This window comes from Paenibacillus cisolokensis (assembly GCF_050481165.1).
Classification (GTDB): domain Bacteria; phylum Bacillota; class Bacilli; order Paenibacillales; family Paenibacillaceae; genus Paenibacillus_AH; species Paenibacillus_AH cisolokensis.
On the sequence record NZ_JBCNFP010000109.1, the window covers coordinates 35,717 to 61,648 of the forward strand.

At 56.9% G+C, this 25,932-nt stretch carries 23 protein-coding genes; 4 read left to right on the forward strand and 19 right to left on the reverse strand.

Annotated features, from left to right (window positions below; genetic code table 11):
• The first annotated feature begins 140 nt into the window (after nt 1-140).
• Nucleotides 141-1,973, forward strand: a complete 1,833-nt coding sequence (locus ABEV74_RS17895; protein WP_430148091.1) for a cache domain-containing sensor histidine kinase — start codon at nt 141-143, stop codon at nt 1,971-1,973.
• Nucleotides 1,970-3,583: a response regulator gene (locus ABEV74_RS17900; RefSeq protein ID WP_213529060.1), complete on the forward strand. Its 1,614-nt coding sequence runs from the start codon at nt 1,970-1,972 to the stop codon at nt 3,581-3,583. The genes ABEV74_RS17895 and ABEV74_RS17900 overlap by 4 nt, the downstream gene beginning before the upstream one ends.
• Before the next feature lie 387 nt (nt 3,584-3,970).
• Here ABEV74_RS17900 and ABEV74_RS17905 read toward each other — a convergent pair whose 3' ends face one another.
• A complete protein-coding gene (locus ABEV74_RS17905; protein WP_062491621.1) occupies nt 3,971-4,219 on the reverse strand; it encodes an AbrB/MazE/SpoVT family DNA-binding domain-containing protein in 249 nt (82 codons plus the stop codon).
• A gap of 125 nt (nt 4,220-4,344) precedes the next feature.
• Nucleotides 4,345-4,809 (reverse strand): tRNA (uridine(34)/cytosine(34)/5-carboxymethylaminomethyluridine(34)-2'-O)-methyltransferase TrmL, encoded by a 465-nt coding sequence (gene trmL / locus ABEV74_RS17910; protein ID WP_430148094.1) that lies wholly within the window; start codon nt 4,807-4,809, stop codon nt 4,345-4,347.
• Nucleotides 4,810-4,924: 115 nt separating this feature from the next.
• Here trmL and ABEV74_RS17915 point away from each other — a divergent pair, with 115 nt between their 5' ends.
• Nucleotides 4,925-5,641, forward strand: coding sequence for a response regulator transcription factor (locus ABEV74_RS17915; protein ID WP_062491617.1), 717 nt, complete (start codon nt 4,925-4,927; stop codon nt 5,639-5,641).
• Between the two features lie 84 nt (nt 5,642-5,725).
• Here the strand turns inward: ABEV74_RS17915 and serC are convergent, their stop codons facing one another.
• Nucleotides 5,726-6,814, reverse strand: coding sequence for a 3-phosphoserine/phosphohydroxythreonine transaminase (gene serC, locus ABEV74_RS17920; RefSeq protein WP_430148097.1), 1,089 nt, complete (start codon nt 6,812-6,814; stop codon nt 5,726-5,728).
• Between the two features lie 119 nt (nt 6,815-6,933).
• Here serC and thpR point away from each other — a divergent pair, with 119 nt between their 5' ends.
• Nucleotides 6,934-7,512 (forward strand): RNA 2',3'-cyclic phosphodiesterase, encoded by a 579-nt coding sequence (gene thpR, locus ABEV74_RS17925; RefSeq protein ID WP_062491613.1) that lies wholly within the window; start codon nt 6,934-6,936, stop codon nt 7,510-7,512.
• A 59-nt stretch (nt 7,513-7,571) separates the two neighbouring features.
• Here the strand turns inward: thpR and ABEV74_RS17930 are convergent, their stop codons facing one another.
• The 16 genes from ABEV74_RS17930 to mqnC form a co-directional block, all read right to left on the reverse strand.
• Nucleotides 7,572-7,781, reverse strand: coding sequence for a hypothetical protein (locus ABEV74_RS17930; protein ID WP_430148101.1), 210 nt, complete (start codon nt 7,779-7,781; stop codon nt 7,572-7,574).
• Between the two features lie 715 nt (nt 7,782-8,496).
• Nucleotides 8,497-9,921, reverse strand: coding sequence for a type I glutamate--ammonia ligase (glnA, locus tag ABEV74_RS17935; protein ID WP_430148104.1), 1,425 nt, complete (start codon nt 9,919-9,921; stop codon nt 8,497-8,499).
• 257 nt (nt 9,922-10,178) lie between these two features.
• The gene (aroF, locus tag ABEV74_RS17940; protein ID WP_062491611.1) at nt 10,179-11,243 is read right to left on the reverse strand and encodes a 3-deoxy-7-phosphoheptulonate synthase; all 1,065 of its coding nucleotides are present in this window, start codon (nt 11,241-11,243) and stop codon (nt 10,179-10,181) included.
• Between the two features lie 167 nt (nt 11,244-11,410).
• Nucleotides 11,411-12,361, reverse strand: a complete 951-nt coding sequence (locus ABEV74_RS17945; RefSeq protein WP_430148107.1) for a 4-hydroxy-3-methylbut-2-enyl diphosphate reductase — start codon at nt 12,359-12,361, stop codon at nt 11,411-11,413.
• 36 nt (nt 12,362-12,397) lie between these two features.
• On the reverse strand, nt 12,398-13,897 hold the full coding sequence (locus tag ABEV74_RS17950) for a sensor histidine kinase (RefSeq protein ID WP_213529148.1): 1,500 nt from the start codon (nt 13,895-13,897) through the stop codon (nt 12,398-12,400).
• Between the two features lie 6 nt (nt 13,898-13,903).
• Nucleotides 13,904-14,596 carry a response regulator transcription factor gene (locus ABEV74_RS17955; protein ID WP_062491608.1) on the reverse strand — a complete coding sequence of 231 codons (693 nt, stop codon included), beginning with the start codon at nt 14,594-14,596 and terminating at the stop codon, nt 13,904-13,906.
• Nucleotides 14,597-14,721: 125 nt separating this feature from the next.
• A complete protein-coding gene (locus ABEV74_RS17960; RefSeq protein ID WP_062491607.1) occupies nt 14,722-16,311 on the reverse strand; it encodes a S1C family serine protease in 1,590 nt (529 codons plus the stop codon).
• Nucleotides 16,312-16,573: 262 nt separating this feature from the next.
• Nucleotides 16,574-16,987 carry a YugN family protein gene (locus ABEV74_RS17965; RefSeq protein WP_213529149.1) on the reverse strand — a complete coding sequence of 138 codons (414 nt, stop codon included), beginning with the start codon at nt 16,985-16,987 and terminating at the stop codon, nt 16,574-16,576.
• Nucleotides 16,988-17,048: 61 nt separating this feature from the next.
• Entirely contained in the window at nt 17,049-17,711 is a 663-nt protein-coding gene (locus tag ABEV74_RS17970) for a response regulator (protein ID WP_430148112.1), read from the reverse strand.
• Nucleotides 17,712-17,720: 9 nt separating this feature from the next.
• Nucleotides 17,721-18,752, reverse strand: coding sequence for a sensor histidine kinase (locus ABEV74_RS17975; RefSeq protein WP_062491604.1), 1,032 nt, complete (start codon nt 18,750-18,752; stop codon nt 17,721-17,723).
• 6 nt (nt 18,753-18,758) lie between these two features.
• Nucleotides 18,759-19,748 carry a cell wall-active antibiotics response protein LiaF gene (gene liaF, locus ABEV74_RS17980; RefSeq protein ID WP_062491602.1) on the reverse strand — a complete coding sequence of 330 codons (990 nt, stop codon included), beginning with the start codon at nt 19,746-19,748 and terminating at the stop codon, nt 18,759-18,761.
• A 210-nt stretch (nt 19,749-19,958) separates the two neighbouring features.
• A complete protein-coding gene (locus ABEV74_RS17985) occupies nt 19,959-20,486 on the reverse strand; it encodes an RNA polymerase sigma factor (RefSeq protein WP_213529151.1) in 528 nt (175 codons plus the stop codon).
• A 119-nt stretch (nt 20,487-20,605) separates the two neighbouring features.
• Nucleotides 20,606-21,181 (reverse strand): 3D domain-containing protein, encoded by a 576-nt coding sequence (locus ABEV74_RS17990; protein WP_430148117.1) that lies wholly within the window; start codon nt 21,179-21,181, stop codon nt 20,606-20,608.
• Nucleotides 21,182-21,277: 96 nt separating this feature from the next.
• Nucleotides 21,278-23,215 (reverse strand): threonine--tRNA ligase, encoded by a 1,938-nt coding sequence (thrS, locus tag ABEV74_RS17995; RefSeq protein WP_062491599.1) that lies wholly within the window; start codon nt 23,213-23,215, stop codon nt 21,278-21,280.
• Nucleotides 23,216-23,577: 362 nt separating this feature from the next.
• Nucleotides 23,578-24,480 carry a putative sporulation protein YtxC gene (locus ABEV74_RS18000; protein WP_062491597.1) on the reverse strand — a complete coding sequence of 301 codons (903 nt, stop codon included), beginning with the start codon at nt 24,478-24,480 and terminating at the stop codon, nt 23,578-23,580.
• Nucleotides 24,481-24,686: 206 nt separating this feature from the next.
• The gene (gene mqnC / locus ABEV74_RS18005; protein WP_062491595.1) at nt 24,687-25,832 is read right to left on the reverse strand and encodes a cyclic dehypoxanthinyl futalosine synthase; all 1,146 of its coding nucleotides are present in this window, start codon (nt 25,830-25,832) and stop codon (nt 24,687-24,689) included.
• Between the last annotated feature and the right edge of the window lie 100 nt (nt 25,833-25,932).

Consider the following 25,932-nt stretch of genomic DNA (forward strand, 5'->3'; position numbering starts at 1 on the left):
CCCCTTTCCCGGTTTTTGCTTTGAGTATAATGCGGTTCCGCGGCCCGGCCCACCGACAATGGTGACATGATAGGTGGAACATATTGATCTGCCACCCATGATTGCCTATACTACTTGTAGTCAAAAGGAGGGTACCCGCCATGAAGCTGAACTGGCTGAAACGCAGCATCCGCACCAAGCTGATCGTCTTTTTGCTCCTTGCCATCGGGCTGCCGATGCTCGCTTCCATCCTGGCGACGAATGCGCGCACCGAACGAATCGTATCCGACGAGGCGGTTCGTCAGGCTTCGAATTTGATCTACCAGGGCAAAACGAACTTGAACAACTATTTCGACATGGCCTACGGGACGACGCTGCTCCCCTACAACGACACGCAATTCGGCGATACCTTGTACAAAATTTTGGAGCAGGGACGCGACGATTATTTGTCCGAACAGGTCGTCAACCGGAGCCTGCTGTCGATCGGCAACTCGATGAAAGAGATTTATCAAGTGTATCTTCATGCGGCTGCTGCGGAAAAAGGGTACCTTGTCGTCAAAGGCAACTTGAAGAAAGCACATCAGTTGGAGCCTTATGGCTCGGCCATACCGGAAACGGAGATGACGAAAATCGATCCGGCGCATCAGAGCCATCTTTACGGCATGCAGACACTGCCTTATTATTCGCCCAAGCCTGTCATTACCATTCATCGAAAAATTGTGCAGGTGCCTTCATTCAAACCGATCGGCACGCTCGCGATCGATTTGACGACCGAAGTCATCGACGACATTTGTCGAAATTTGTACGATCCCGGTCTGGAGGAACTGTATTTGCTGACGGAGGACGGCACGATCGTATACGGACCCGATGAACGCAAGCGCGGCAAACGGCTGAACGAGGCATGGGTGCGGGAGGCGCTGGCCGGCGGGCAGACGCGGGGCCATCAATCCTACAAGGAAGAAGGACATTCCGGCATCTATGTGTACGAGCGGCTGACGGACAACGGCATGAACTGGACGCTCATCAAGCGGATACCGGACAAGCTGCTGCAAGCGGGCACCCGGCAAGTAACGGCCGTCAATACGTTCGTGCTCGGATGCTCGCTGATCGTCGCCGCGGCCGCCGCTATCTTCGTCTCTTTCTGGATCACGTCCCCGCTCAAAAAGCTGACCGGATACGTGAACCGGATCCAATCGGGCGAGCTCGATACCGACATCCGGCTGACCCGCGAGGATGAAATCGGCATTCTGGCCCGCCGCTTTCGGCTGATGATGGAGACGATCAACAACCTCGTGCTGCGGGAATACCGGCTGGAGCTGGCCAGCAAGACGAATCAGCTAAAAGCGCTGCAGGCGCAGGTGCAGCCGCACTTCATTTACAACGCGCTGCAGTCGATCGGCACGGCCGCCCTGCAAAGCGGAGCACGGGATGTCTATCACCTGGTCATGCTGCTCGGCAAAATGATGCGTTATTCGATGAATACGTCCGAAAGTATCGTTCAACTTTCACAGGAAATCGAGCATACGCAGGCTTATCTGGAACTTCAGAAGCGGCGGTTTGGCGACAAGCTGGCCTACGAGATCAGCATGGCGCCGGATACGGCGGCGCTCGCCGTTCCTCGTATGGTGCTGCAGCCTTTGGTGGAAAATGTGTTCAAGCACGCTTTCGATCCGGTCGGCGGGCAAATTCGGGTCTGGATCTCGACATTTCGCCAGGGCCGGCATGCCGCCATCCAGGTCGAGGACGACGGGCCCGGCATACCCGAAGCGAAGCTGCAGGAGCTGCGCACGCTGCTAGACGAAATCGGAAAACCGGAAGAGCAAAGTCTGCCGTCCCGCCGCGAAGACGGACATATCGGCCTGTACAATGTCATGTCCAGGCTGAGGCTGCACGCCGGACCGGACGCGGAAATGAAGCTGGAATCCCGACCAGGGCGCGGACTGCGGATTACGCTGCTTGTCCCGCAGCATAACGGAGGAGGCGAGCCGGCATGAACGTGTTGATCGTAGATGACGAACAGCATGCGCGGGATGCGGTCAAGCTGCTGTTTCCGTGGGAGGAACGCGGCTTTCGGCGCATATTCGAAGCGGATAACGGAGAAGAAGCGAAACGAACGATGCAGGAGCAGCCGATCGACATCGTGCTGACCGATATTCATATGCCCATATCCAGCGGTCTGTCGCTGATGGAATGGATTCAGGCGCACCGGCCCGATACGGAAGTGATCGTCATCAGCGGCTACGATGATTTCGACTATGTGCGTCATACGATGAAATACGGGGGAAAAGATTATTTATTAAAGCCGATCGATCCGGCAGAGCTGGAGGAAGCGGTGATGCGGGCGGTCGACGCCAGACGGAAGCTCGAGCTGAAACGGCGGCACGAGGTCGAGCAGGGAATCGCCATAAACCGGTTCAAGCCGGTCTACCGCGACTATCTGTTCAGCCAGCTGTTTCACAATACGAAGGAAGCCGACGATGCGAAACAGCAGCTGTATCAGGATTTTCCCGGCTTCCAGCGGGCAAAGAGCGGCATTGCGGCGGTCATCGGGCTGGATGCCGTTCCGGCGCCGCTGCTGCGGCGGTTTCGCGGCGACCGGGAGCTGCTGGCCTATGCGGTCGCCAATATCGCGAACGACCTCGTTCACGACCGCTGGTCGGCCGGCTATGCGTTTCGCCCGTTCGGCTCGACGGATGAAATCGTCATCCTCTTCTGGACGGCGCCGTCCCTTGCGCCAAGCCGGACGGAAGAGATCATGCAGGCGATATTCTCGACGTTTCGCGCTCCGGTCCATGCCGGTATCGGCAGCGAGGAGCCGCTTCCGGGCGGTATAGCGCAGTCGGTGCAGCGCGCCCGTCAGGCGCTCATGCAGCGCAACCTGCTGTCGGACAGGCCGTTTGCGCACGCTCCGCAGCCGCCGGACAGCAAGACCGGTCCGGTTCCGCAATTGACCGACATGGAAGAGGCGATTCATACCGCGCTGCTCGCGCTCGATCTCGCGGAGCTGGAAGCGGCCGTCGACCGCTGGCTGGACGCCGTGCGCTCGCTTCCGGCGGTGACGCCGGCGCATCTCGAATTGTGGACGCGGCAGTATCGAATGATGAAGTCCAAATGGTTCGAAAGCCGGTCCGCGCCTGCTCCCGATGCGCACGAAGAAACGGACGGAGGAACATTGCCGTTCGCGTTCGACGAGCAAGGCCGGCTGTCGCTGGAGGAGACCGGGCGCATATGGAAGGAGCGGCTTGCGGCAATCGCCAAATCAACCGCCGCCGCCATGCGGCAGGAGCGGCATGTGATCGGCGATATGATTCGCTATATCGAGCAGCATCTCGGCGAAGATTTGTCGCTGCAGCGGCTTGCGAGCCGCTTCTTTCTGAGCCGCGAATACGTCTCCCGCAAATTCCGGCAGGAAATGGGCGAGACGCTCACCGAATTCGTGGAAAGGCTGCGTGTCGACAAAGCGAAGCGGCTGCTCGGCAACCGGACGCTTAAAATCGCGGATATCGCCGAGATGGTCGGATACGCCGACGAAAAATATTTCAGCAAAGTGTTCAAAAAACAGACCGGCGAATCGCCGGCCCGTTACCGTAAAAAGCTTCCGTAAAATTATGTAACGAAAGGGACCGGCCAACCTCCGAAAAGTTGATCCGGCGTAACAATCTGTTCACAACTTTTTACGTTTCTTTTTGCCAGGCTGTTGGGTATAATATTAAACAGTTACGGAGGTGAACAGCGATGGAAATCACCCAAACGTTTATTATCATTATGACCGTATTTCTGCTTTTCATCATCGCCATGCTGACAGCGGCATACAACGACGACAAAACGAAAGGTCTTTAAGCCGGCGTTAGATTGTGAAAAGCAAAACGATGCTTCGCCGCCTGCGGCGGCGAAGCATCGTTTTCCCGGAATATATGCTCGATCAAGAAGCTTCCCGCGCGGCGCGCGAGGAAGCTTCTTGCATGGCGGAATGCTTTTTCGGTCAGCTGGCCTAGCGGCGAAGCTGTTTCATTTCCGTCAGGCAGGCGGCGCACAAATAACGTTCCTTGAATTCGCACACGTTGTCCATCGAGCCGCAGAACACGCAACGGGGACGATACCTTTCCAATATAATATGGTCGCCCTGAACCAGAATTTCAACCGGGTCTCCTTCGTTCATCTGATACCGTTTGCGCAGCGACTTGGGAAGCACAATACGGCCGAGTTGATCCACCTTGCGGACCACACCTGCCGGTTTCATCAAACGATCACCTCTTCTATTGTCTTGTCTAGTCTACAGCCATTCCTGAGAACCTTGCATTCGCTCGATTTCTAGCCCTTTTGAACTGCTACTTGGTTATACGAAAAAAACGGCGCATAGTTGCGTCAGACCATCCCCGGAAATTCATTTTGCCGCAACGCCTCGTAAACGACGATCGCGGCCGAATTGGCCAAATTGAGCGAGCGGACAGCGGATGTCATCGGCAGCCGAATGCAGGTTTCGGGATTCGCGTCCAGCAGCTGCTGCGGCAATCCTTTCGTTTCCTTGCCGAATACGAACAAATCCCCGTCCCGATAGGCGAAGTCGCAATAGCGCCTGGCGGCGCGAGTCGAAGCGAAGAAGAAGCGGCCGTCCGGATACGCCTGCCGCACCTCCTCGAAGCTGTCGTAGTAGTGCACATGCACCGCATGCCAGTAATCGAGCCCGGCCCGCTTCAGCGTACGGTCGTCGGTGCGAAAGCCGAGCGGGCGCACGAGATGCAGATGCGTTCCCGTCGCCGCGCAAGTTCTCGCGATGTTGCCGGTGTTGGCGGGAATTTCAGGCTCGACCAGCACAATGTGATACGCCATATTTCACCTCGGTAAAAAAATAATTTTACACCCGCTTAACGTCCGTTTAATAGCCGGATAAAGCTCCTTTGCGATAATAGCAAGCAAGATCAGGAGGCAAAGGAGAAGACGAGACGTGAAAAAGAAAATTTTGGTTGTTGACGACGAGCCCTCTATCTCCATGCTTATCGAGTTCAACCTGAAGCTTGCCGGATACGAAGTTCGCTGCGTGCACGACGGCGAGGCGGTATTCGATTCCCTGAAGCCGTTCCGCCCCGACCTGATCGTGCTCGACCTGATGCTTCCGAAGATGGGCGGCATCGACGTATGCCGCACGCTGCGCAAGCAGAACAACGCCGTCCCGATTATTATGCTGACCGCGCTGCAGGACGTCACCGACAAAATCGCCGGTCTCGATAACGGCGCTGACGATTATATGACCAAGCCATTCAGCCCGCAGGAGCTTATATCCCGAATCGAGGCGATATTCCGCCGCGTGACCGCGCAGCCGGGAGCGGCCGAAGAGGCGCCGTTCGAAATCGGCCGGCTGACGGTAAAGCCGGCTCAGCGCGAGGTCAGCGTCGGCGGCCAGCCGGTCGAGCTGACGCCGAAGGAATTCGAGCTGCTGCTCTTTCTTTGCCGGCATCGCGGCAAGGTGCTCAGCAGGCAGCAGCTGCTGCACGGCGTATGGGACTACCATTTTCTCGGCGATACGCGAATCGTCGATGTCCACATCAGCCATCTGCGCGACAAAATCGAGAAGAACGCCCGCACGCCGGAATATATTATGACGGTTCGCAACGTCGGCTACAAGCTGACCGGACCGAACGTCATGGATTCTTCTCCGGCCTGAAGCAAGGCAGAAGACCGCCCGTCCCTTCGGCAGTGATCGAAGGATCGGGCGGTCTGCCTGTTTCAACCGGTCGGGAAACGTTGCTTATCCGTGTCTGCGCATAAATTCGTTCATAAAATCGGCAAGCGCCTTGCAGCTTTCGTAAGGCACCGCGTTGTAGGTCGAAGCGCGAAGACCGCCGACGCTGCGATGGCCCTTCAATCCGACGAAGCCTTCCGCCTCCGATTCCTTCACAAACTTTTTCTCCAGCTCCTCGTCGCCGAGGCGGAATGTGACGTTCATCCGCGAACGGCTGGCCGGGTGGGCAACGCCCCGGTAAAAACCGCCGCTGGCATCGATCACGTTATAAATGAGATCGGTCTTTTCGCGGTTCTGGCGCTCTATGGCGGCGACGCCTCCGTTCGACTTGATCCATTTCAGCACCAGATTGACCATATAGATCGAGAACGACGGCGGCGTATTGTAGAGCGAGCGGTTTTTCGCATGCGTGTTGTACCGCAGCATCGTCGGCACGCCTTCCGGGCTCTCCGCCGCCAGATCGTCGCGAATAATGACGACGGTGACGCCCGAAGGGCCGAGATTTTTTTGCGCGCCGGCATAGATGACGCCGAATTGGGACACGTCGACGGGACGGCTCAAAATATCGCTCGACATATCGGCCACGAGCGGGACGCTGCCCGTATCCGGATAGACGGCGTATTGTGTACCCTCGATCGTCTCGTTTGATGTAAGATGGACATAGGCCGCATGCTCCGGAATGCGAATCTCCGACGGATCGGGCATTCGCGTGAAGCGGTCGCCTTCGGTCGATGCGGCGATCGCGGTTTCGCCGATCAGCTTCGCTTCCTTCAGCGCTTTATCGGCCCAGCTGCCGGTCATAATATAAGCGCCGGGACGGCCGGGACGCAGCAGATTCATCGGCAGCATGGCAAACTGCGTGCTGGCGCCGCCCTGAAGGAACAGGACATGATAATTGTCCGGAATGCCGAACAATTCGCGCATGAGCGACGCCGTTTCTTCATGCACCTGCTCGTATTGCGCGCTGCGGTGCGACATTTCCATGATGGACATGCCGGCGCCGTTGAAATCGACAAACTGCTCTTGTGCCTGTTTCAATACGTCGAGCGGCAACGCAGCCGGACCCGCATTGAAATTGTAAGCGCGTTGGGTCACCGTACCCCACTCCTGTCTCTAATAAATGAATGATACCGCTAATTGTAGCAAATTTTCATAGCGCCCATCAAGTGCCAAACCGGCACCAACTACAAAAAATACGAACGGAGAACTGATTTATGAACGAGAATATTCGTCTTTTCACTGCAATTTCCTTGCCCGAACGTGTCCGGGACGCCGTGCGGAATGGCGTTTCCGATCGAATGGCCGCGCTGCCGTTCAAAAGGCGGACGCATCCCGACGACTGGCATATTACGCTTCATTTTATTGGCGACTGCGCTCCCGCCGACGTTCCGCGCCTCGAAGCCGCCATTCGCGAGTCGGCCGCCGCTTCGGCGCCGTTCACCCTAAGCCTGTCCGGTATCGGAACGTTCGGAAATGCCGCGGCTCCCGCGGTACTGTGGCTGGGCGTCGGCGGCGAGCAGATGCGGCTGGAAAGGCTGCATCGCGCGCTCGGCGAGCAGCTTGAGCGGACCGGCCTCTTCCGCCCCGACTCCCGTCCGTACCGGCCTCATCTGACGCTGGCGCGAAAGTATGCGGGGACCGGTCCGCTTGCCGCGGACGACGCGGTCTGGCCCGAACCGTCCGATGCGGGCGCTTTGTCCTGGGAGGTTCGCGACATCGTGCTGTACCGCTCCCATCTCGGACGCAGCCCGATGTACGAGCCGCTGGCCGTGGCGCCGCTTGGCGGCGTTTGACCGTAAAAAAACCGCCGCTTGAGGCGGCGGTTGGCGGCTTTTATCGGCGGTTAGTGCAGTTAGCGGATATCTATATATAACGTGTCATCTTTCTTTCGATCCCGAATCGAGAAGCCGGGACGATCCGCTTCGAGTTCGTCCGTCACGATATACCAGAGCGTACCTTGCGTATCGTGATTCACGCAAGAAAGCAGCAATACGAAGAATAATGCCGCAACTGAAAATCTTATGGCCAAGCCCATTTTGGCCAAGCCCATTTTCCTGGTCATCGCATTCCCTCGTTTCGATTTTAACGTTGCGCGGTGCAAAAACCGAGTCGGTAACCGTACATCTATTTATCAGCGCATTATATTCCTTCGTTCGAATAAGCGCTTTATAATCTTTCGAAGAATGGAAGGCAATTGGTATTCCGCGCCAATGTCGTTGGGCTATCATGCCAATGCCTCGGTCTTCCACGCCAAAAGCTGCAAAAGTGCAATTTTTCCTGGGATAAAATAACCAAAATGCAAAAATTCCTGCGATTGTACAGGAATTTTGTTCCGATTAAACCGAATAAGCAAAAATTGAAAAAAATTACTGTATTTTCGCAGGATTTTGCACCATAGGCGTCTAATCGGGCCAAAAATCCTGCATTTTTGCAGGATTCGCCAAAGGCAGGACGTGCCGGCGGGACGATGGACGGCGGGGGCGTAGAGGAAAGGCAGGCTGCACGCCCGAGACAGCGGCAATACAGAAGAAAAGCAGGGCGCACAGATGAGACAGCGGGCGCTTAGACGAAAAGACTGGGTACACCGACGGGACGGCGGGCGCTTAGACGAAAAGACTGGGTACACCGACGGGACAGCGGGCGCTTAGACGAATAGCAAGGCATACCGGCGAGGACGGCAGACGCATTAAGCTGGCCCTTTACAAATAATAAAAAAAGGCCCCCGCGGTTATCTTTCGATAACGTTTGGGGAGCCCGTTTGGAACTCGTATTAAAAATTAGCAATCGAAATAAAGGCTGTATTCGTGCGGATGAACGCGGATGGCAACAGCTTTCGCTTCTTGACGCTTGAATGCGACATAGTTGTCGATGAAGTCTTTCGAGAATACGCCGCCTTCCGTCAAAAACTCGCTGTCGGCTTCGAGCGCGTCCAGCGCTTCGTCAAGCGAACCCGGCACGCTGCGGATTTCTTTCTTCTCTTCATCGGACAGCTCGTAGATGTTCCGGTCGAACGGACCGTAGCCGAGCGCCGTCGGGTCGATTTTGCGCTTGATGCCGTCAAGGCCCGCCAGCAGCATCGCTGCGAACGCCAGATACGGGTTGGCCGTCGAGTCCGGCGTACGGAATTCGATGCGGCAGCCTTTCGGCGTTACGGCCGCGACCGGAATCCGGATCGCCGCGGAACGGTTGCCTTTGGAGAAGACGAGATTGACCGGCGCTTCGTATCCGGGAACGAGACGCTTGAACGAGTTGGTGCTCGGATTCGTCAGCGCGATCAGCGCGGGCGCATGGTACAGGATGCCGCCGATATAATGGAGCGCGATCTGGCTCAGATTGGCGTATGCGCCTTTCTCATAGAACAGCGGCGTGTCGCCGTCGAAAATCGACTGGTGAACGTGCATCCCGCTGCCGTTGTCGCCGAACAGCGGCTTCGGCATGAACGTAGCCACTTTGCCGTATTGGCGAGCTACATTATGAATAATATATTTGTATTTCATCAGGTTGTCGGCCGTTTTCGTCAGCGTGTCGAAGCGGAAGTTGATTTCGCCTTGGCCGGCGGTCGCCACTTCGTGGTGATGACGCTCGACGCGGAGGCCCGATTCCTGCAACAGACGGACCATTTCGCTCCGGATGTCCTGCTGCGTATCGACCGGCGCAACCGGAACGTATCCGCCTTTGACTTTAATTTTGAAGCCAAGGTTTCCGCCTTCTTCTTTGCGGGCCGTATTCCAGACCGCTTCATCCGAATCGACGGAATAGAATGAAGTATGCATGGAGCTTTCGAAACGAACGTCGTCGAAAATGAAAAATTCCGATTCCGGCGCGAAGAATGCCGCCGTACCGACGCCGGACTTCTGCAGGTACTCTTCCGCCTTCTGCGCGATGCTCCGCGGGTCGCGGTCGTACCGTTCGCCGTCAGGCGTAAAGATGTTGCACATAATGTTCAACGTCGGATGCTCCGTAAACGGATCGACGAAGATTGATTCGGTATCCGGCATCATCACCATATCGGACTCCTCAATGCCGCGGAACCCCGCGATCGAAGAACCGTCAAACGCAACGCCGTTAACAAACGTGTCACCGTCCACCTCGGAAGCGGGCAGCGTAATATGATGCGCGCGCCCGGACAGATCGACGAAACGGAAATCGACAAACTGAATGTCTTTCTCTTTAATTAACTCCAAAACATTCTCGACAGACACGGTTTTTCCTCCATTTCCGAACATTATCATAGATGTTGGCGAGTAACGTTCAAGTTTTCCTCTCAACTATGAGCATATTATACGGTGACTGTTTTCGAGTCGTCAATAGTTATGTCAGGTATTTCTTTCGCGTGTGTCAGATTATCTAACAAAAATTGAACGAAATATGCATATAAGTGCAAACAAAAATCGAAAAAATACAAAAGAAGCCTTGGTGACCAAGGCTTCTGTCGGAATCGCATGTTCGCGATTTTGCTTTATACGACTTTCCATTCGGCAAATCGTTCGGCCGGTTCCTTCGGCGTATCGAACCGGCGGCCGACGAGCGCCCCGAGCTGCTCCAGCTCTTTCATCAAACGGGCGAACTGATCCGGGAACAGCGATTGCACGCCGTCTCCCGTCATGGAATTGTCCGGATCGGTATGCATTTCGATAATCAACCCGTTCGCGCCTGCGGCGACGGACGCCTTGGCCATCGGCTCGACGAGTTCGCGGCGACCCGTGCCATGGCTCGGATCGGAAATGACCGGCAGATGGCTGAGCTGCTGCAGCACCGGAATCGCCGCCAGATCGAGCGTGTTGCGCGTATAGGTCTCGAACGTCCGGATCCCTCTCTCGCAGAGCATTACGTTCGGATTGCCGCCTGCCAGAATGTATTCGGCCGCGTTCAAAAACTCGTCGTACGTCGCGCTGAAGCCGCGCTTGAGCAATACCGGCTTGCGGATCGTGCCCAGCTTGCGAAGCAGATCGAAGTTCTGCATGTTGCGGGTGCCGACCTGGAGAATATCGGCGTATTCCGCGCAAACATCGACATACTCGGGCGTCATCACTTCGGTAATCGTCAGCAGCCCGTGCTTGCTGCCCGCTTCCGCCATCATTTTCAAGCCTTCGACGCCGATACCCTGAAAGCTGTACGGTCCGGTACGGGGCTTAAAGGCGCCGCCCCTTAGCACCTGCGCGCCCGCAGCCTTCACGAGCCGCGCGATCTCGTCGATCTGCTCCGGCGACTCGACCGCGCACGGTCCGCCCATCACGACGAGCTGATCGCCGCCGATTTTGACCCCTTTCACCTCGATGATCGTATCGTCCGGGTGAAAATCGCGGCTGGCCAGCTTGTAGGATTTCGATATTTTAATGACCTGCTCGACGCCTTTCATCTGCCGCAGATGCTCGGCCAGTGTCGGCTCGGCCTTGCCGATAATGCCGATAACGGTCCGGTCCGTTCCCCGAGAGACATGCGCCTGTACGCCGGCGCGCTCGATATGCGCCACAATTTCGGCTATGCGCTCCTCGGTAATGCTGCTTTTTGTCACGACGATCATAATCTCCGCTCCTTTTCGCGCTTCAACGCTTATACGCTTTTAAGCTTTTATGCTTTTAATCGATAAAGTAACTATACAATAACGAACCCGGTCCCGTCAAGAGACCGAGTTCAGGTAAGCCGGCCCAATTTTACGTTGAGACCGTGTTCAGGTAAGCCGATCCGAATTTACGCTTTCGATTTCTCGCGAACCTTGGGAAGCAGCCTGCTCCTGTCGAGCGTGCGCCGGGGTTCCCAGGTGGACGGGTCTTGCGGGTCGTATTGCTCCAAATATTCAATGACTTCCTTCGTAATAAGCGTCGGCGTGGAGGCACCGGACGTAACGCCCACTTTGCGCACGCCTTCCAGCCACTCGCGGCGAATTTCCGTCACGTCGGCGACCCGGTAGGCCTTCACGCCGGCAATCTCCTCGGCAACCTGCGCGAGCCGGTTCGAGTTGTTGCTGCGCGGATCGCCGACGACGATGCACAGATCGGTGCCTTTCGCCTGTTCGGCGACCGCCTCCTGCCGCACCTGCGTCGCCAGGCAAATTTCGTTATGAATTTCGGCCTTCGGGTACTTCTCCAGCAGCTTGGTGATCAGATGGCGAATATCCCACTGCGACATCGTCGTCTGGTTCGTTATGACGATCTTATCGGCCGGAACGTTCAGCTGTTCGATGTCCGATTCCTTCTCAATGAGATGGACGCGCTCCGGCGCGATGCCGATCGCTCCTTCGGGCTCGGGATGGCCTTTTTTGCCGATATAGATGATGTTGTAGCCTTCGGCCGTTTTCTCGCGGATCAGATCGTGGGTTTTCGTCACGTCGGGACATGTCGCGTCGACGACCGTGAGCCCTTTCTCTCTGGCGCGCTTGCGCACTTCCGGCGAAACGCCGTGAGCGGTAAAAATGACCGTGCCGCGATCGATCTTCTCCAAAATTTCGAGGCGGTTCTCGCCGTCGAGCGTAATGACGCCCTCCGCTTCGAACGCTTCCGTTACATGTCGGTTATGGACAATCATGCCCAAAATATAAATCGGCCGCGGCAAATCGAGATTTTTGGCCGTCTGCAGCGCCAGCACCATCGCATCGACGACGCCGTAACAATAACCGCGGGGCGTGATTTTCACTACTTCCATCGTTTCCACCTGCTTTCTGCCCGGCCGTCATGGCGGTCAATGGCCGGTTGGCTCCATTATATCCGAATCGGACGGTTCGGGAAAGGTCGCCGGCAGCCAGATGACGAACGTGCTGCCAGCGCCTTCTTTCGTCGTCACCTCGACCGACCCGCCGTGCTCGTCGAGAATCCATTTGGCGATCGACAGGCCGAGGCCCGTTCCCGCCGTCTTGCCGCGCGATTCGTCGGCCCGGTAGAACCGTTCGAAGATATGCGGCACCTGTTCCTTGTTCATGCCGATGCCGGTGTCGCGCACGACGATCCCCGCCTGATCGGCCGACCGCCGCGCGCTTAGCTCGACATAGCCATGCGGCGTATATTTGAACGCGTTCTCGATGAAGATGAAGAGCAGCTGCCGCAGAAAATCGGGATTGCCCCGCACATGCGCGTTCACGATCGCCGACAGATCGCCCACGCGCCACTCCGCTTTGCGGGGCAGCAGCTGGGCGCGGCGGGCCACCTCCTCCACGATCGGCAGCAGCGCCAGATCGGTCTTCTCCATCACATAGCCCGCGTCCGCGCGGGCGAGCGACAGCAAGTCGCCGACGAGCCGGCTCATCCGCTTCGCCTCTTCCGAAATATCCCGCATCGCTTCGCGGAATATCGCCGCACGCTCCGCTTCCTCCTCGCTGATCGGCTCGCCTTTTCCGCCCGGCGCCTCCAGCGCCGGCAGCCACATCCGCTCGAGCAGATCGATGTTGCCGCGGATCGTCGTAAGCGGCGTGCGCAGCTCGTGCGAAGCGTCGGATACGAAGCGCCGCTGCGCCTTATAAGCTTCGTCCAGCTCGTTGTAGGCTTTCTCGATCCGCGCAAGCATGCCGTTCAGCGTCCCGGTCAACCGCCCCATCTCGTCGTGGGGCGGACCTTCGAGCGGGATGCGCACGCTCAGATCCGAACCGCGTTCGATCTGGCGCGCCGCGCGGATCACGTTTTCGATCGGCCGCAGCGCCTGGCGGGCCAGCAGCAGCCCGACCGTGAAGGCGATCAGAATGGCGATCAGCGACGAAAAGATCAGAATGGTGCGCAAATTGGCCAAATATCTTTCCTGCAATCCGGTATAGGCGCCCACCTGCAGCAACCCGATCAGCGTATTGTCATAGATGATCGGGCGCTGGTAAACGATAAAGGAATAACCGTTCACCTTGACGCTATCAAAGCCTTCGTACAGCGATTTTTTCGTATCCGACGCATCCGGAACGGGAAAGGACAGGCCGGCGTTATGCAAGTTGGCGCTGCGCCGCATTCCGCCTTCCTTGTAATTGTACAGCTGGATAAAAAATTCCCCTTGAATCGCGCCGGACGAAATATTCAGGTCGAGACGATCCCAGAAATCGATCGAGACCTTTACCGGCAGCCGGAGAGCCTGTTCGCGAACTTGACTCCTTACCCCTTGATACGTCGTATAGTCCATATAATAGTAGAAGGCGACGCCGAACGAGAGCAGCATTCCGGCCAATATTCCCGAGTACCACAGCGTAAGCCGCAGCCGGATCGACATGCGCGTTCAACCGCCTTCCCCGCGGAGCACGTAGCCGGTGCCGCGAACCGTCTGAATGAGCCGCTTTGCTCCGCCTTCTTCGGTTTTCTGGCGCAGCATCGCGATATAGACTTCGAGCACGTTGGACTCGCCGCTGAAATCGTATCCCCATATTTTGTCCATAATCGAATCCCGCGTCAGCACCCGGCGCGGATTTTGCATAAACAGATGCAGCAGATCGAATTCCTTGGCCGTCAGATCGATTCTTCGGCCCGCGCGTATCGCTTCCCGGGAGTCCAGATCGAGCACCAGATCTTCGAACACCAGCTTGCCGTCTCCGCCGCCCGCTTTGTCCGTATTGCGCCGCAGCAGCGCCCGCACGCGGGCAAGCAGCTCTTCCAGCGCGAACGGCTTGACGAGGTAATCGTCCGCGCCAAGGTCGAGCCCTTTCACCCGATCCTGAATATCGTCCTTGGCCGTCAGCATCAAAATCGGCACGGTGCTGCCGCTTTCCCGCACCCGGCGGCACACTTCCCAACCGTCCACATGCGGCATCATGACGTCCAGAATAAGCAGCTGCGGATCGGTCGTCAGCATCACTTTCAACCCTTCCAGCCCGTTGTTCGCCGTCGTCACTTCATAGCCTTCGAACGCCAGACTGCGCCGCAGCAGCGACGTAATTTTCTCGTCGTCGTCCACAACCACTATATGCGATCTCATCGAATTCCCTCCGCCGGTTTCTCGCTTCTATCGTATATCGTACCGGTTTTCGCGGCTGTTGCAAAGACATGAAAAGCGCAGGACGGACGGCTCGCGTCCGTCTTGCGCTTTCGACTGTCGGTTTTTTATTGCCGCTGCTGTTGCTGCTGCGCCAAATTCGGGAACTTGTTTTTGTCCCCGATCTTCACTTTCAAGTCCAGCTTCTTCCCGTCGCGGATAATGTGAAGCGTGACTTCGTCGCCGACCGACTTCTTCCCGATCGCTTCGATCAAATCTTCCCGAACATCGTACGTAGTGCCGTCCATGCCGGTTATAATATCGAACTGGCGCAAACCAGCCTCATAAGCCGGCGTTTTGTAGTAGACGCTGCGGACGAGCGAGCCTTTCGTCTTTTCGTCAATGCCGAGCTCTGCGGCAATCTGTTCGTTCATTTGATACAAGTCCACGCCGATAAACGGCACGGGCTCTTTCGGAATTTCGGTATTGTTTTTCAGATTGTCGAGCACCTTGTTGATCGTGCTCGTCGGAATCGCGAAGCCGATGCCTTGCGCCTGCGAACTGACGGCGGTATTGATGCCGATGACCTCGCCCTTCAGGTTGAGCAGCGGGCCGCCCGAGTTGCCCGGGTTGATCGACGCGTCCGTCTGCAGCAGATGCTCGTAGTTGCGGTCGCCCTGCTGATCGGAAATGCTGATTTCCCGTTCCTTGGAGCTGAGCACGCCGACCGTAATCGTATGGTCGAAACCGCTCGGGTTGCCGATCGCGACGACCCATTCCCCGATATTGATCTCGTCGGAATTGCCGAGCGGCAGCGTCGGGAAATCGTCGCCTTCCACCTTCAGCACAGCCAGGTCCAGCTCGAAGCTGGAGCCGAGCAGCTCCGCCTCCAGTGGCTCCGCGCGCCCTTCCACATAAACCTTGATCGTATCGGCGTTGCCGACGACGTGCTGGTTCGTCAAAATATAACCCGTTTTTCCTTCTTTTTCGAAGAAGAAGCCGGAGCCGATACCGTTCAGCACTTCCTGGCCGTCGTTCTGGCTATCAGGCTGCGTGAAACGGTCGCCGAAAAACTGGCGGAAGAACGGATCGTCGAACATGCTGCTGCCGCCTCTTTGCGCTTGCACATACGTTTCGATCTTGACGACGGCCGGGCTGGCTGTTTTATAAATCTGGTCGATATTGTTCGGTCTGACGACGTCCGCCACCGTTGAAGCGTTCCCGCCGCCGCCGGATGCCGTAGAATCGCCCGCAACCGGACCTTGCGTCGCCGCGATCGAACCGGCCGTAAACCAGTTGTTGTAATCGGCCGCGAACATCAGTCCGCCGACCGTTACGACGCCGACCAGGAAAGAAGCGAACATCGCTTTGAACGAGCTGCGGCGTTTTTCCTGCTTGACCTGCCATCCGGATCTCGGCGCTTGCTGCACCGGAGCGAACGGGCGAACCGGAGACGGGGGCGTAACCTGTACGTCGCCGACAGTTTCGACCGGCCGTTCTTCCGGCTGGCCGTAAGCGCCTCCCGTTTCGCGGCTGCGCCCGGCTTCCTCTCCCGCCCCGTGTCTGAACGGGCCGTAAGAATAATAGTAAGAGCGAGATTCGCCCGTCCTGCTTGCCTCGTCTTTAGACTCCGCGCCGTCTGTCCGTCCGTTCCGGTTCTCCTCCGTGCCGCCCGCAAAAAAACCGTCGAACGGATTTTTGTTGTTGCGATCGTCCATACGCCTTCTCCTCCTTGTATCGAATCCCCTTTTGCGCCGCTCGATTCATGCGCAGGGAACAACAGTGAAGTTTCTATTATTATCTTGCACATCCTACCTTAAAACAAACTTAAAAACAATTTAAACGAAAATGAAAACCCCAACTTTTTTTGAATAGATCGCATTTTGGGCAAATAAAAAAAGCCGGCGCATGATCCTGTCTGCAAGTTCGCATGCCGGATCAATAGGCCAGCCAAAATAAAAGGGACTCGCTGCAAAGCCTTTACGCCGGAAAATGGGCCTCAACCTGGCGCAGCACTTCCTCGGCCTTCTCGACCCACTGCCGTTCTACCTGCGCATCGGGATCGACCGGGTCCTGGAACTGGTCGATGACGCTGCCCATTACGCGCGGCTGCGCTTCCGTATCGAGTCCTTCATTGTACAGATGCTTCAACACATAGGGCTGGCCCAGCCGGATTTTGGCGTCATTATCCTCGGTATCGGCGTCCAGATTGCCGTTCGTTACGGTAAACGGCAGACGCAGCCATACTTTGTTGTCGCCATCCAAATTGCAATCGAATGAGCCGTGATCGTAATCCCAGTTGCCTCCGACGGTAAAACGGTGCTGCTCCAGCATGTTCCGCATGGGGACAAATTCCTGCTCGCGGGACACAAGCCGCGAATCGATCGGTATCATGGCGGGTCAATCTCCTTCAGGTATCGTTGGTCGACATTAGAATGCCCCGACCGGCGATTCGTTATGACGTTTTCGCCCATCCTTTGCGATGCGCGTATACGGCCAGCTGCGTCCGGTCCTCCAGCTCGCATTTCATTAGCAGATTGCTCACATGCGTCTTTACCGTTTTGATGCTGATATGCAGCTCTTCGGCAATCTCTTTGTTGGATCGCCCTTCGGCAATCAACAGCAGCACTTCCTTCTCCCGTTCGGTCAGTCCCTCGTCCGTGTTCTGCGCCGTCCGCTGCCGGAGACCGCGGGTAAGCGCCTGCGACACATCGGAAGACATGACCGGCATCCCTTTGATCGCGCCGTTCAACGCATAAATCAATTCGTCGGCCGATACCGTCTTCAGCACATAGCTGACGGCCCCCGCTTCCACGGCGGCCAGCACCTTCTCGTCCTCCAGAAAGCTGGTCAGAAGGACGATTTTCATATTCGGATAACGCGCCAGCACTTCCTGCGTCGTCTGCACCCCGTCCATCCCCGGCATCATCAGATCCATCAAAATGAGATCCGGCCTGTCCGCTTCGTCGGCCGCTTCCAGCAGACGGAGCGCCTCCTCGCCGCTTCCGGCCTCCATCACAACGTCAAATTTCGGTTCCAGCATCAAGTACGTCTTGAGGCCGGCGCGCACCATATCGTGATCGTCTATAATCATCAGCTTCCACGTTTTATCGTCCATCCGCCATCTTCACGTCCCTTTTAGCGATCTGTATTTCGGGATCGTCACCCTGATTTTCGTGCCGCTCCCCGGCTTGCTAATAATTTCGGTATCGCCGCCAAGCTTCTGCGAACGCTCCTTCATCGTCGACAGCCCGTACGAGCCGCTCTGAACCTGATCGGGCCTGAAGCCCACCCCGTCGTCCTGCAGCGACATGACAACCTGGTGTTCCGTCTCGGCTACGATCAGCTTCGTCCGTTTTGCCGCCGCATGCTTCACGATGTTCGCCATCGCTTCCTGAATGATCAGGAAGAGCTGGTATTCCTTCGCCTCGGACAACGGTTCCTGCAGACGCCAGTCTAGCTCTCCCTGGATGCCGTTCTGCCGGCAATAGTCGGGATACCATTTGTCCAGCGCCTCCTGGAGTGTGCGCCCTTCCAGCTCCATCGGCCGCAGCTGCGCGATGAAGGCGCGCATTTGGCGCTGGGCCAGCGTGGACATCTGGATCAGCTGTTCCAGCACTTGATCCGCCTTTTCCTTCCGTTCGGCGAGCAGCCTTGGCAGCGAAGATGCGGACATATGGATCGCGAACAGCTGCTGGCTGACCGTATCGTGCAGATCGCGCGCGAGTCGCTTGCGCTCTTCGAGAACCGCCGCTTCGTTCGAGGCGGCTTCCCGCATAATTTGCTGTTCGCCCGCCTGCTGCAGCCACTGCATCCGCTGCTCCAGCGTCTCCGCCATCGTATTGAACTCGCGGTAAGCGGCCGCCAAAGAACGGGCGCCCGCCTCCGGCAGGCGAACGGACAGATTGCCGCTTGCCGCCTGCTTCAATGCCAGATGAAGCCCGTCGATCCGCCGCTGCATCCGCTGCGCCGCGTAATAACCGAATCCGAAACTGACGGCAAGCATGGCCGCGGCCAGCCACCACCACAGCTCAGCCGCACCCACGCTATGACGAAAATAGTGCCATATTCCATAGCCGATCAGCGCCGACGCCGCATTCGCCGCAACGAACAGCAGCGTCAGCTCCCATTTGCTGCTTCTGAGCAGCCTGACCATCATAAGCCGTCACCCGACCTTGGTTACACGGACGTCGCCGATAAACGTGCTGACGACAAGCCGGATTTTTTTGTCTTGCTCGGAGTAGGCGGGAGACTCCAGATTGACATGACGGAACATGCCGCCTTCCCGGCGTCCGAGAACCGATACGTCGCCGATGAACGAGCTGCTGATCACGTGCACGCCGACATCGAAATCATGCGGAACGAACACCTTCACATCGCCGATGAACGATGATACGGTCAGCTTCGTCTCGCCCAATGGAATTTGCGCTTTCGTCAGATCGAGCACCGTATCGCCGATAAAGTGCGAAATATTCATCGGCCGAAGCTCCCAGTAATCTTCGCCGAGATGAATGTCGCCGATAAAGCCGGAACGGGTCTGCGCATTCGGATCGGAATTCCACCACTCGACCCGGCCGTCGCAACGGCTGCCCCTATGGCGCTCGCGCCCTCGCCGGCCGTTATACCCGCCGGCATGCGGATCACTATGCCAGCCGCCCGCCGATGAAGAGCCGCTGCCGGTCGTACCGGTATGGCCGCCGGCATCGTTGTCCGGGCCGAACCCTTCCTTCGTCGGGTCCGGATGAAGCGGCGGCGGCGGCGGCACGTCGCGGTTGTACGGCATAAACGGCTGCCATTCGTCATCGGTGTGCGCCTGATTCCTCCGGTTCGGCTTGAGAATCATCTTAAGGCCGATAACGATCAGCACGACCGGCAGCGCAAACCGGATGATATCGCCGAACGACCAATAAATGAGATCGAGGTTGCGGCCGAGAAACAGAAAGCCGAGCACGATCAGGATAATGCCCCACCAATCGTCGGTGCCGCGGCGTTTGATCAATCCGTCCAATCCGATCAGGATCAGTATAACGGGCCAGAATATCGAGATCATATATCCGAAATCAAAAGTGATATAACCCAGCTGGTGGAGCAGGAATGCCGCCCCGCAAGACACCAGCAGCAGCCCCCAAATCAGACGGCTAAAAAATCCGTTCATGCTCGTTCAACCCCTGTTCAGCAGCATATTGTTTGTATTTACAGTATAGCCGATCGCATCCGTTAGCCAACAGGGTCGGGCGATTGAAACCTGCCTCGGTCTGGAGACGGAGACGGCTTGCCTGCGCCGCCGCTCCCTCGTATTCGCGCAGCAAAAAAGCATTCCCGGCGCAATTTTAGGCGCCCGGGAATGCCGGTAAAGCCAGCCGCTCTATAACGAATTCGGCATGCCCATCATTTTCTTGAGCTTTTCCCGCGACCGGTGAATGCGGGCCTTGACCGTGCCGACCGGAACGTTAAGAGCGTCGGCAATTTCCTGATCCTTGAATCCATAATAAAATTTATATAATAGCAGCGTTCTCGATCTCGGGTCCAACGCGCCGAGCAGCTCGGATATCTCGATCAGCAATTCCGCTTCCGCCGCGGCCGGGTCGCCGATATCGGCCGGCTCGCCGCGGTAATCGCAGCTCGATTCGCGCACAGCCAGACGGTTAAAGTTGGAGGAAACGTTCGCCGTTATCGCTTTGGCCCAAGGAGCCAGCTTGTTGCTCTCGCGAAGCGTATCCCGCTTGGCCAGCATTTTGACCCATGCCTCCTGCACGGCGTCCTGCGCATCCGATTTGTTCCGCACCCGGGCGTAGGCAACGCGGATCATCTGATTGTAAAGATCCTTCAAGACAGCTTCGTATTGTTCGCAATCGGCCAATGGTTCGTCTTCATTGCCAGTCCGGAACAACATGTTATCGCCCCACCTTGACAACGGTTTCAGTACAGCTTGTATACAATTTTATTTTAGCATATAAATTTTCCAAATTGAAGCAAATCTTTTGTTTATTATACCGATCAAAATAATTTGATTTATCGCCGGACATCATCCGGCGCCGGCAGCGTGACCGGAACCGCCGCGTCGTTGTCGTTCACCGTATTGAGCCAGGCCTGCGTCAGTTTGCCGCTCCCCATCTTCAGCACCTGCACTTTGACCGTTCGCTTGCCCCATTCCTTATACACCTGTTTCACCGTGTTGAAATAAAGATCGATTCGATGTCCCTTGATCGCGGAACCGGTGTCGGCCACGACGCCGTACCCGTACCCGGGAATATAAAGCAGCGTGCCGATCGGGAAAATATCGGGATCCGCCGCGACGGTCGATACGCGGCCGCGCACCACTTTCACGCCGGAATACGTGATGCCGTACGAAGGATGCCCCGGCCGCTTGCCGGTCGACTCTACGCCGGCCGTATATCCGGTCGCGACCACTTGAACAGACGCGATCGGCTCGTTCCCGATTTCGGGCAGCGCGCCGGCCGGACGGGCAGAGGGTCCGGTCCCGTTCGCGGCCAACGACGGCAGCGACAACGACAGAACGCAGATGCCGAGCAGCGTACAGCCGCACAGCAGCAAACGGTTTTTTCTCAAAAAAAAGCTTGCCAACATCGGTTAACTCCTCCTTATAAGGAAGGTTTCCCATCCGTTGCAAGCTTTATTCAACGCATGCGGGACGATTTTGCTAGATTGCTAGAATCGTGCCGGCTAAACCGTCTTGGCGGCAATCTCCTCCTGCAGCATCGCCGACAATTCCGAAACTTGCCGGACGCCGATATCACCTTCTCCCCGCTTGCGCACCGATACCGTGCCGTTCTGCGCTTCGTTGTCGCCGACGACCAGCATATAAGGCACTTTCTCCAACTGAGCTTCGCGGATTTTATAGCCGAGCTTCTCATTGCGCAAATCGGCCTCGACCCGGATGCCGTCCCGCTTCAGCTGCTCCACGACTTGCCGGGCGTAATCTTCGTAAGCGGTCGATACCGGGATCACTTTCGCCTGCACCGGCGACAGCCACAAGGGCAGAGCCCCCGCGAAGTTTTCCAGCAGGAACGCCGTCATCCGCTCCATCGTGCTGATAATGCCCCGGTGAATGACGACCGGCCGGTGCTTCTTCCCGTCATCGCCGACATATTCGAGTTCGAACCGTTCCGGAAGAAGAAAGTCGAGTTGAGCCGTCGACAGCGTCTCTTCCTTGCCGAGAGCGGTCTTGATCTGCACATCCAGCTTCGGACCGTAGAACGCCGCTTCCCCTTCCGCTTCGAAGAACGGCAGCCCCAGCTCTTCGACGACTTCGCGCAGCATCCGCTGCGACATCTCCCACATTTCATCGTTCGGGAAATATTTCTCCGTATCCTGCGGATCGCGGTACGACAGCCGGAACCGGTATTCCTTGATGCCGAAATCCTCGTACACCTGGCGGATCAGCTGGATGACGCGGGCGAATTCGTCCTTGATCTGATCCGGACGGCAGAAAATATGCGCGTCGTTCAGCGTCATCGCGCGGACGCGGTGCAGGCCGGTCAACGCGCCGGACATCTCGTAGCGGTGCATCGTGCCGAGCTCGGCGATCCGGATCGGCAAATCCCGATAGCTGCGCAGCTCGCTCTTGTAAACCATCATATGGTGCGGACAGTTCATCGGGCGAAGGACGAGCTCCTCATTGTCCATCGCCATGACCGGGAACATGTCCTCCTGATAGTGGTCCCAGTGTCCGGACGTTTTGTACAGCTCCACATTCGCCAGTACCGGCGTATACACATGATCGTAGCCGAGACGCTCCTCCAGATCGACGATATAGCGCTCCATCGTCCGTCTCACCTTCGCGCCGTTCGGCAGCCATAGCGGCAGTCCCTGACCAACCTCGCGGGAGAAGGTGAAGATGCCGAGCTCCCGGCCAAGCTTGCGGTGATCCCGCTTCTTTGCTTCCTCCAGCAGACGCAGATGCTCTTCAAGCTGGGATTTCTTCGGAAACGCCGTGCCGTAAATCCGCTGCAGCATTTTGTTTTTGGAATCGCCGCGCCAATAAGCGCCGGCGACGCTGAGCAGCTTGAACGCCTTGATGCGGCCCGTCGACGGCAAATGGGGACCGCGGCACAAGTCGAAAAATTCGCCTTGGTCATAGATCGAAATGACCGCGTCTTCCGGCAAGTCGCGAATGAGCTCCAGCTTCAGCTCGTCGCCGAGCTCTTCGTAAATCGCCAGCGCTTCGGCCCGCGAGACGACGCGCCGCCGGATTTCCAGGTCCTCTTTTACAATTTTCGCCATTTCCTGCTCGATCTTCTCCAGATCGTCCGGCGTGAGCGACTTTTCCATATCGATGTCATAGTAGAAACCGTCCTCGATAACCGGGCCGATGCCCAGCTTCACGGAGCGGGGGCCGTAGATTCGCTTGATCGCCTGCGCCATCAGATGAGCGGTGCTGTGCCGGTACACTTCCAGTCCGTCCGGCGTGTCGACGGTCACAATCTCGAGCGATACGTCGCGGTCCAGCGGCGTATAGACGTCCACGATTTTGCCGTCCACCTTGCCGGCGATCGCGTTTTTGCGCAGTCCCGGACTGATCGAACCGGCCACTTCCTCAATCGTCGTACCGGCCTCATATTCCCGAACTGCGCCATCCGGCAGCTTCACCTGAATTGCCATGCCTATCATCCTCCTTCTGAACTTCAAAAAAGAATGCAAGCAAATCGGGATGGGCAACAAAAAAAGCACCGCATCCCTCAAGGGACGAGTGCTTGTCAGACCCGTGGTTCCACCCTTATTCAACCGTTTCTCGCGTGTTCCGCGCGCAAACGGTCCTTCTCGCATCCGATAACGGGGACATCCGGTGCAGCTTACTGCCGGCGATGGCCGGGTTCAACCGCACAGCTACAAAGGGGTAAATCCGCAGCCGATCACGGAGGGAACTTGCAGCCGGGATTCCCCTCTCTGGACCGTTCGCGCATGCGGATTGTTGTCTTTGTCAACGCTGTTGAGCAACATTATAGCCTGCTTCATTCCGCCGGTCAAGGGCGAATCGCTTCCCCCAGACGGGAAGCGCACGACGGGCAGTCGATGCACAGCGTGACGCGCGAGTCGAATATCGTCTCGATCGTGCGGATAACCTGAAGCTCGGGCTCCCGGGTGTGAATGCATATCTGTTTGGGCGAAACCGTAATCAGCGAACTGATGACCATATCGTCCACATTCATTTCCGATTCGAGCATCTCGGCGATAATGCGGTCGCCGTTATGGACCTCGATCTTTTTCAGCCGTTCGTCGCACAGCATGAATTCATTGCCGCCCTGATGGAATAAATGAACGAGCGGCACTTTCACTTCCTGAAGGCATACAAAATATTTCAAAAGTGAAATAAATTCCCGGTATTGTCTGTCCAGCACGAACTCGTCCACCGCATAAACCGTAATTTCGCGCAGCTCCTCGCGGTATTGGGACATTCGGAAGTCGATGAAGCCGGTCAGATTGATCTCGGTATTTTCGGACAAATACAGTTCGAGCTCTCTTGCGATCATTTCTTTGCGCCGCGCACGATCGGCCATGCCGACGGCGTCCTCTTCCCATTCGGCTCCCGTCAGCAGCCCGCTGCAGTATTTCTCCATCGCCAACGCTTCGGCCGGATCGTCAACGCGGTACTGCCTGCGGATCATCCTTCGAATCAATGCGGGTTCGTACTCGGCCAGCACCAACTCCGCCAACGCTTCGGCCGATTCGCGGTAAACGTCCGGCCCGTGCGTGACAAGTTGAAAATCGGGCGTCAGGCCGATGCACTGGACGACGGTCGGGGACAGCATTTCGAAGCGGACAGGAAGACCGCTTGCGGAATGCACCTCGCGAAAAGCGTCGGACATATGGCGAAACAACCGTTCAGCGGTTTTATCAGTCAACACGATGCGGTAAATCTCCAACACGGCTCACTCCTTTCGATCTTTAATCAGTATATGGTCCCCTTGATGGGGTTATACGAAAGGAGAGGTGGTACACTTGGAGATAATTGGAAGGCCGTACCCGGCGCGGGACGAGCGCTTGCTCTGCCTGAACTTCGACAAAAAAAGGAAGCCCGGAGCCTACGCTCCAGACTTCCTAGCGGCAAACGCCGCGATTGAACCGGTCCAAATCAGTTTTGCATGACGAAATCGCGATCCGCGGTTTCGCCTTCGCGGTAAATATGCAAAATGTCGTAGCGCGTATTGCGCTTCGCGGGAATTTTGCCCGCTTCCCGAATCAGCTTCAGAATCAGCTCGATGTTCACTTTATGCGTCGTGCCGGCGGCCGAGACGACATTCTCCTCCAGCATCGTGCTGCCGAAATCGTTATTGCCGTAAGAAAGCGACTGCTTGCCGATATCCGGTCCCATCGTCACCCACGACGCCTGGAAGTTCGGAATATTGTCGAGCGTAATCCGGCTGATCGCCACCATTTTCAAATATTCCTCCGGCTTCGTCTTCTCCAGCTTCAAATTCGTATTATCCGGCTGGAACGGCCAGCAGATGAAAGCGAGAAAGCCCGGCGACGGATACCCGTTCGCGATGCACTCGTCCTGCGCGTCGCGCACCCGAATCAGATGAAGCGCGCGTTCCTCCATCGATTCGCCAAGGCCGTACACCATCGTCGCCGTCGTGTTCATGCCGTGCCGGTGAGCGGTTTTCATCACGTCCATCCAGTCGGTCCACGAACCCTTCAGCCGGCTGATTCTGCGCCGCGTCCGGTCGTCGAGAATTTCCGCGCCGCCTCCGGGCAGCGAATCCAGTCCCGCTTCATGCAGCTGACGTATGACCTCGTCGAGCGGAAGACCGGAAACTTCCTTCATTTTCATAATTTCCGCCGGCGAGAACGAATGCATCGTAATGTTCGGAAATTGCCGCTTGATTTTGCGCAGCAGGTCGAGATAATAAGAAAACGGCAAATTCGGATTGGTGCCGCCCTGCATCAATATTTCGATGTCTTCCCCGCCGACGTCGACCGTCTCCTGAATTTTTTGCAGAATGACCTCGTCCGGAAGCACATATCCTTCCTTCGATCCCGGGGCCCGGTAGAAGGCGCAGAACCGGCAATAGACATCGCATATATTTGTATAGTTGACGTTGCGTCCGACGTTGAACGTCACGATCGGCTCGGGATGCCGTTTCCATCTGATTTGATCCGCCACATGGCCCATCTTCTCGATCTGATCCGACTCCAGCAGCGTCATGCACTCTTCCAGCGAAATGCGTTCGCCCTGCAGCGCCTTGTCCAATATCCGATCTATACCAGCCGTAGGCATGCCTAAGCCCTCCTCTTCATTCCATTCAATTTATCCTATCACAGGAAAGCCCCGTACGTCATCCGGGAAAAACCGGCCTGCCGCACTCCCATATGACGAA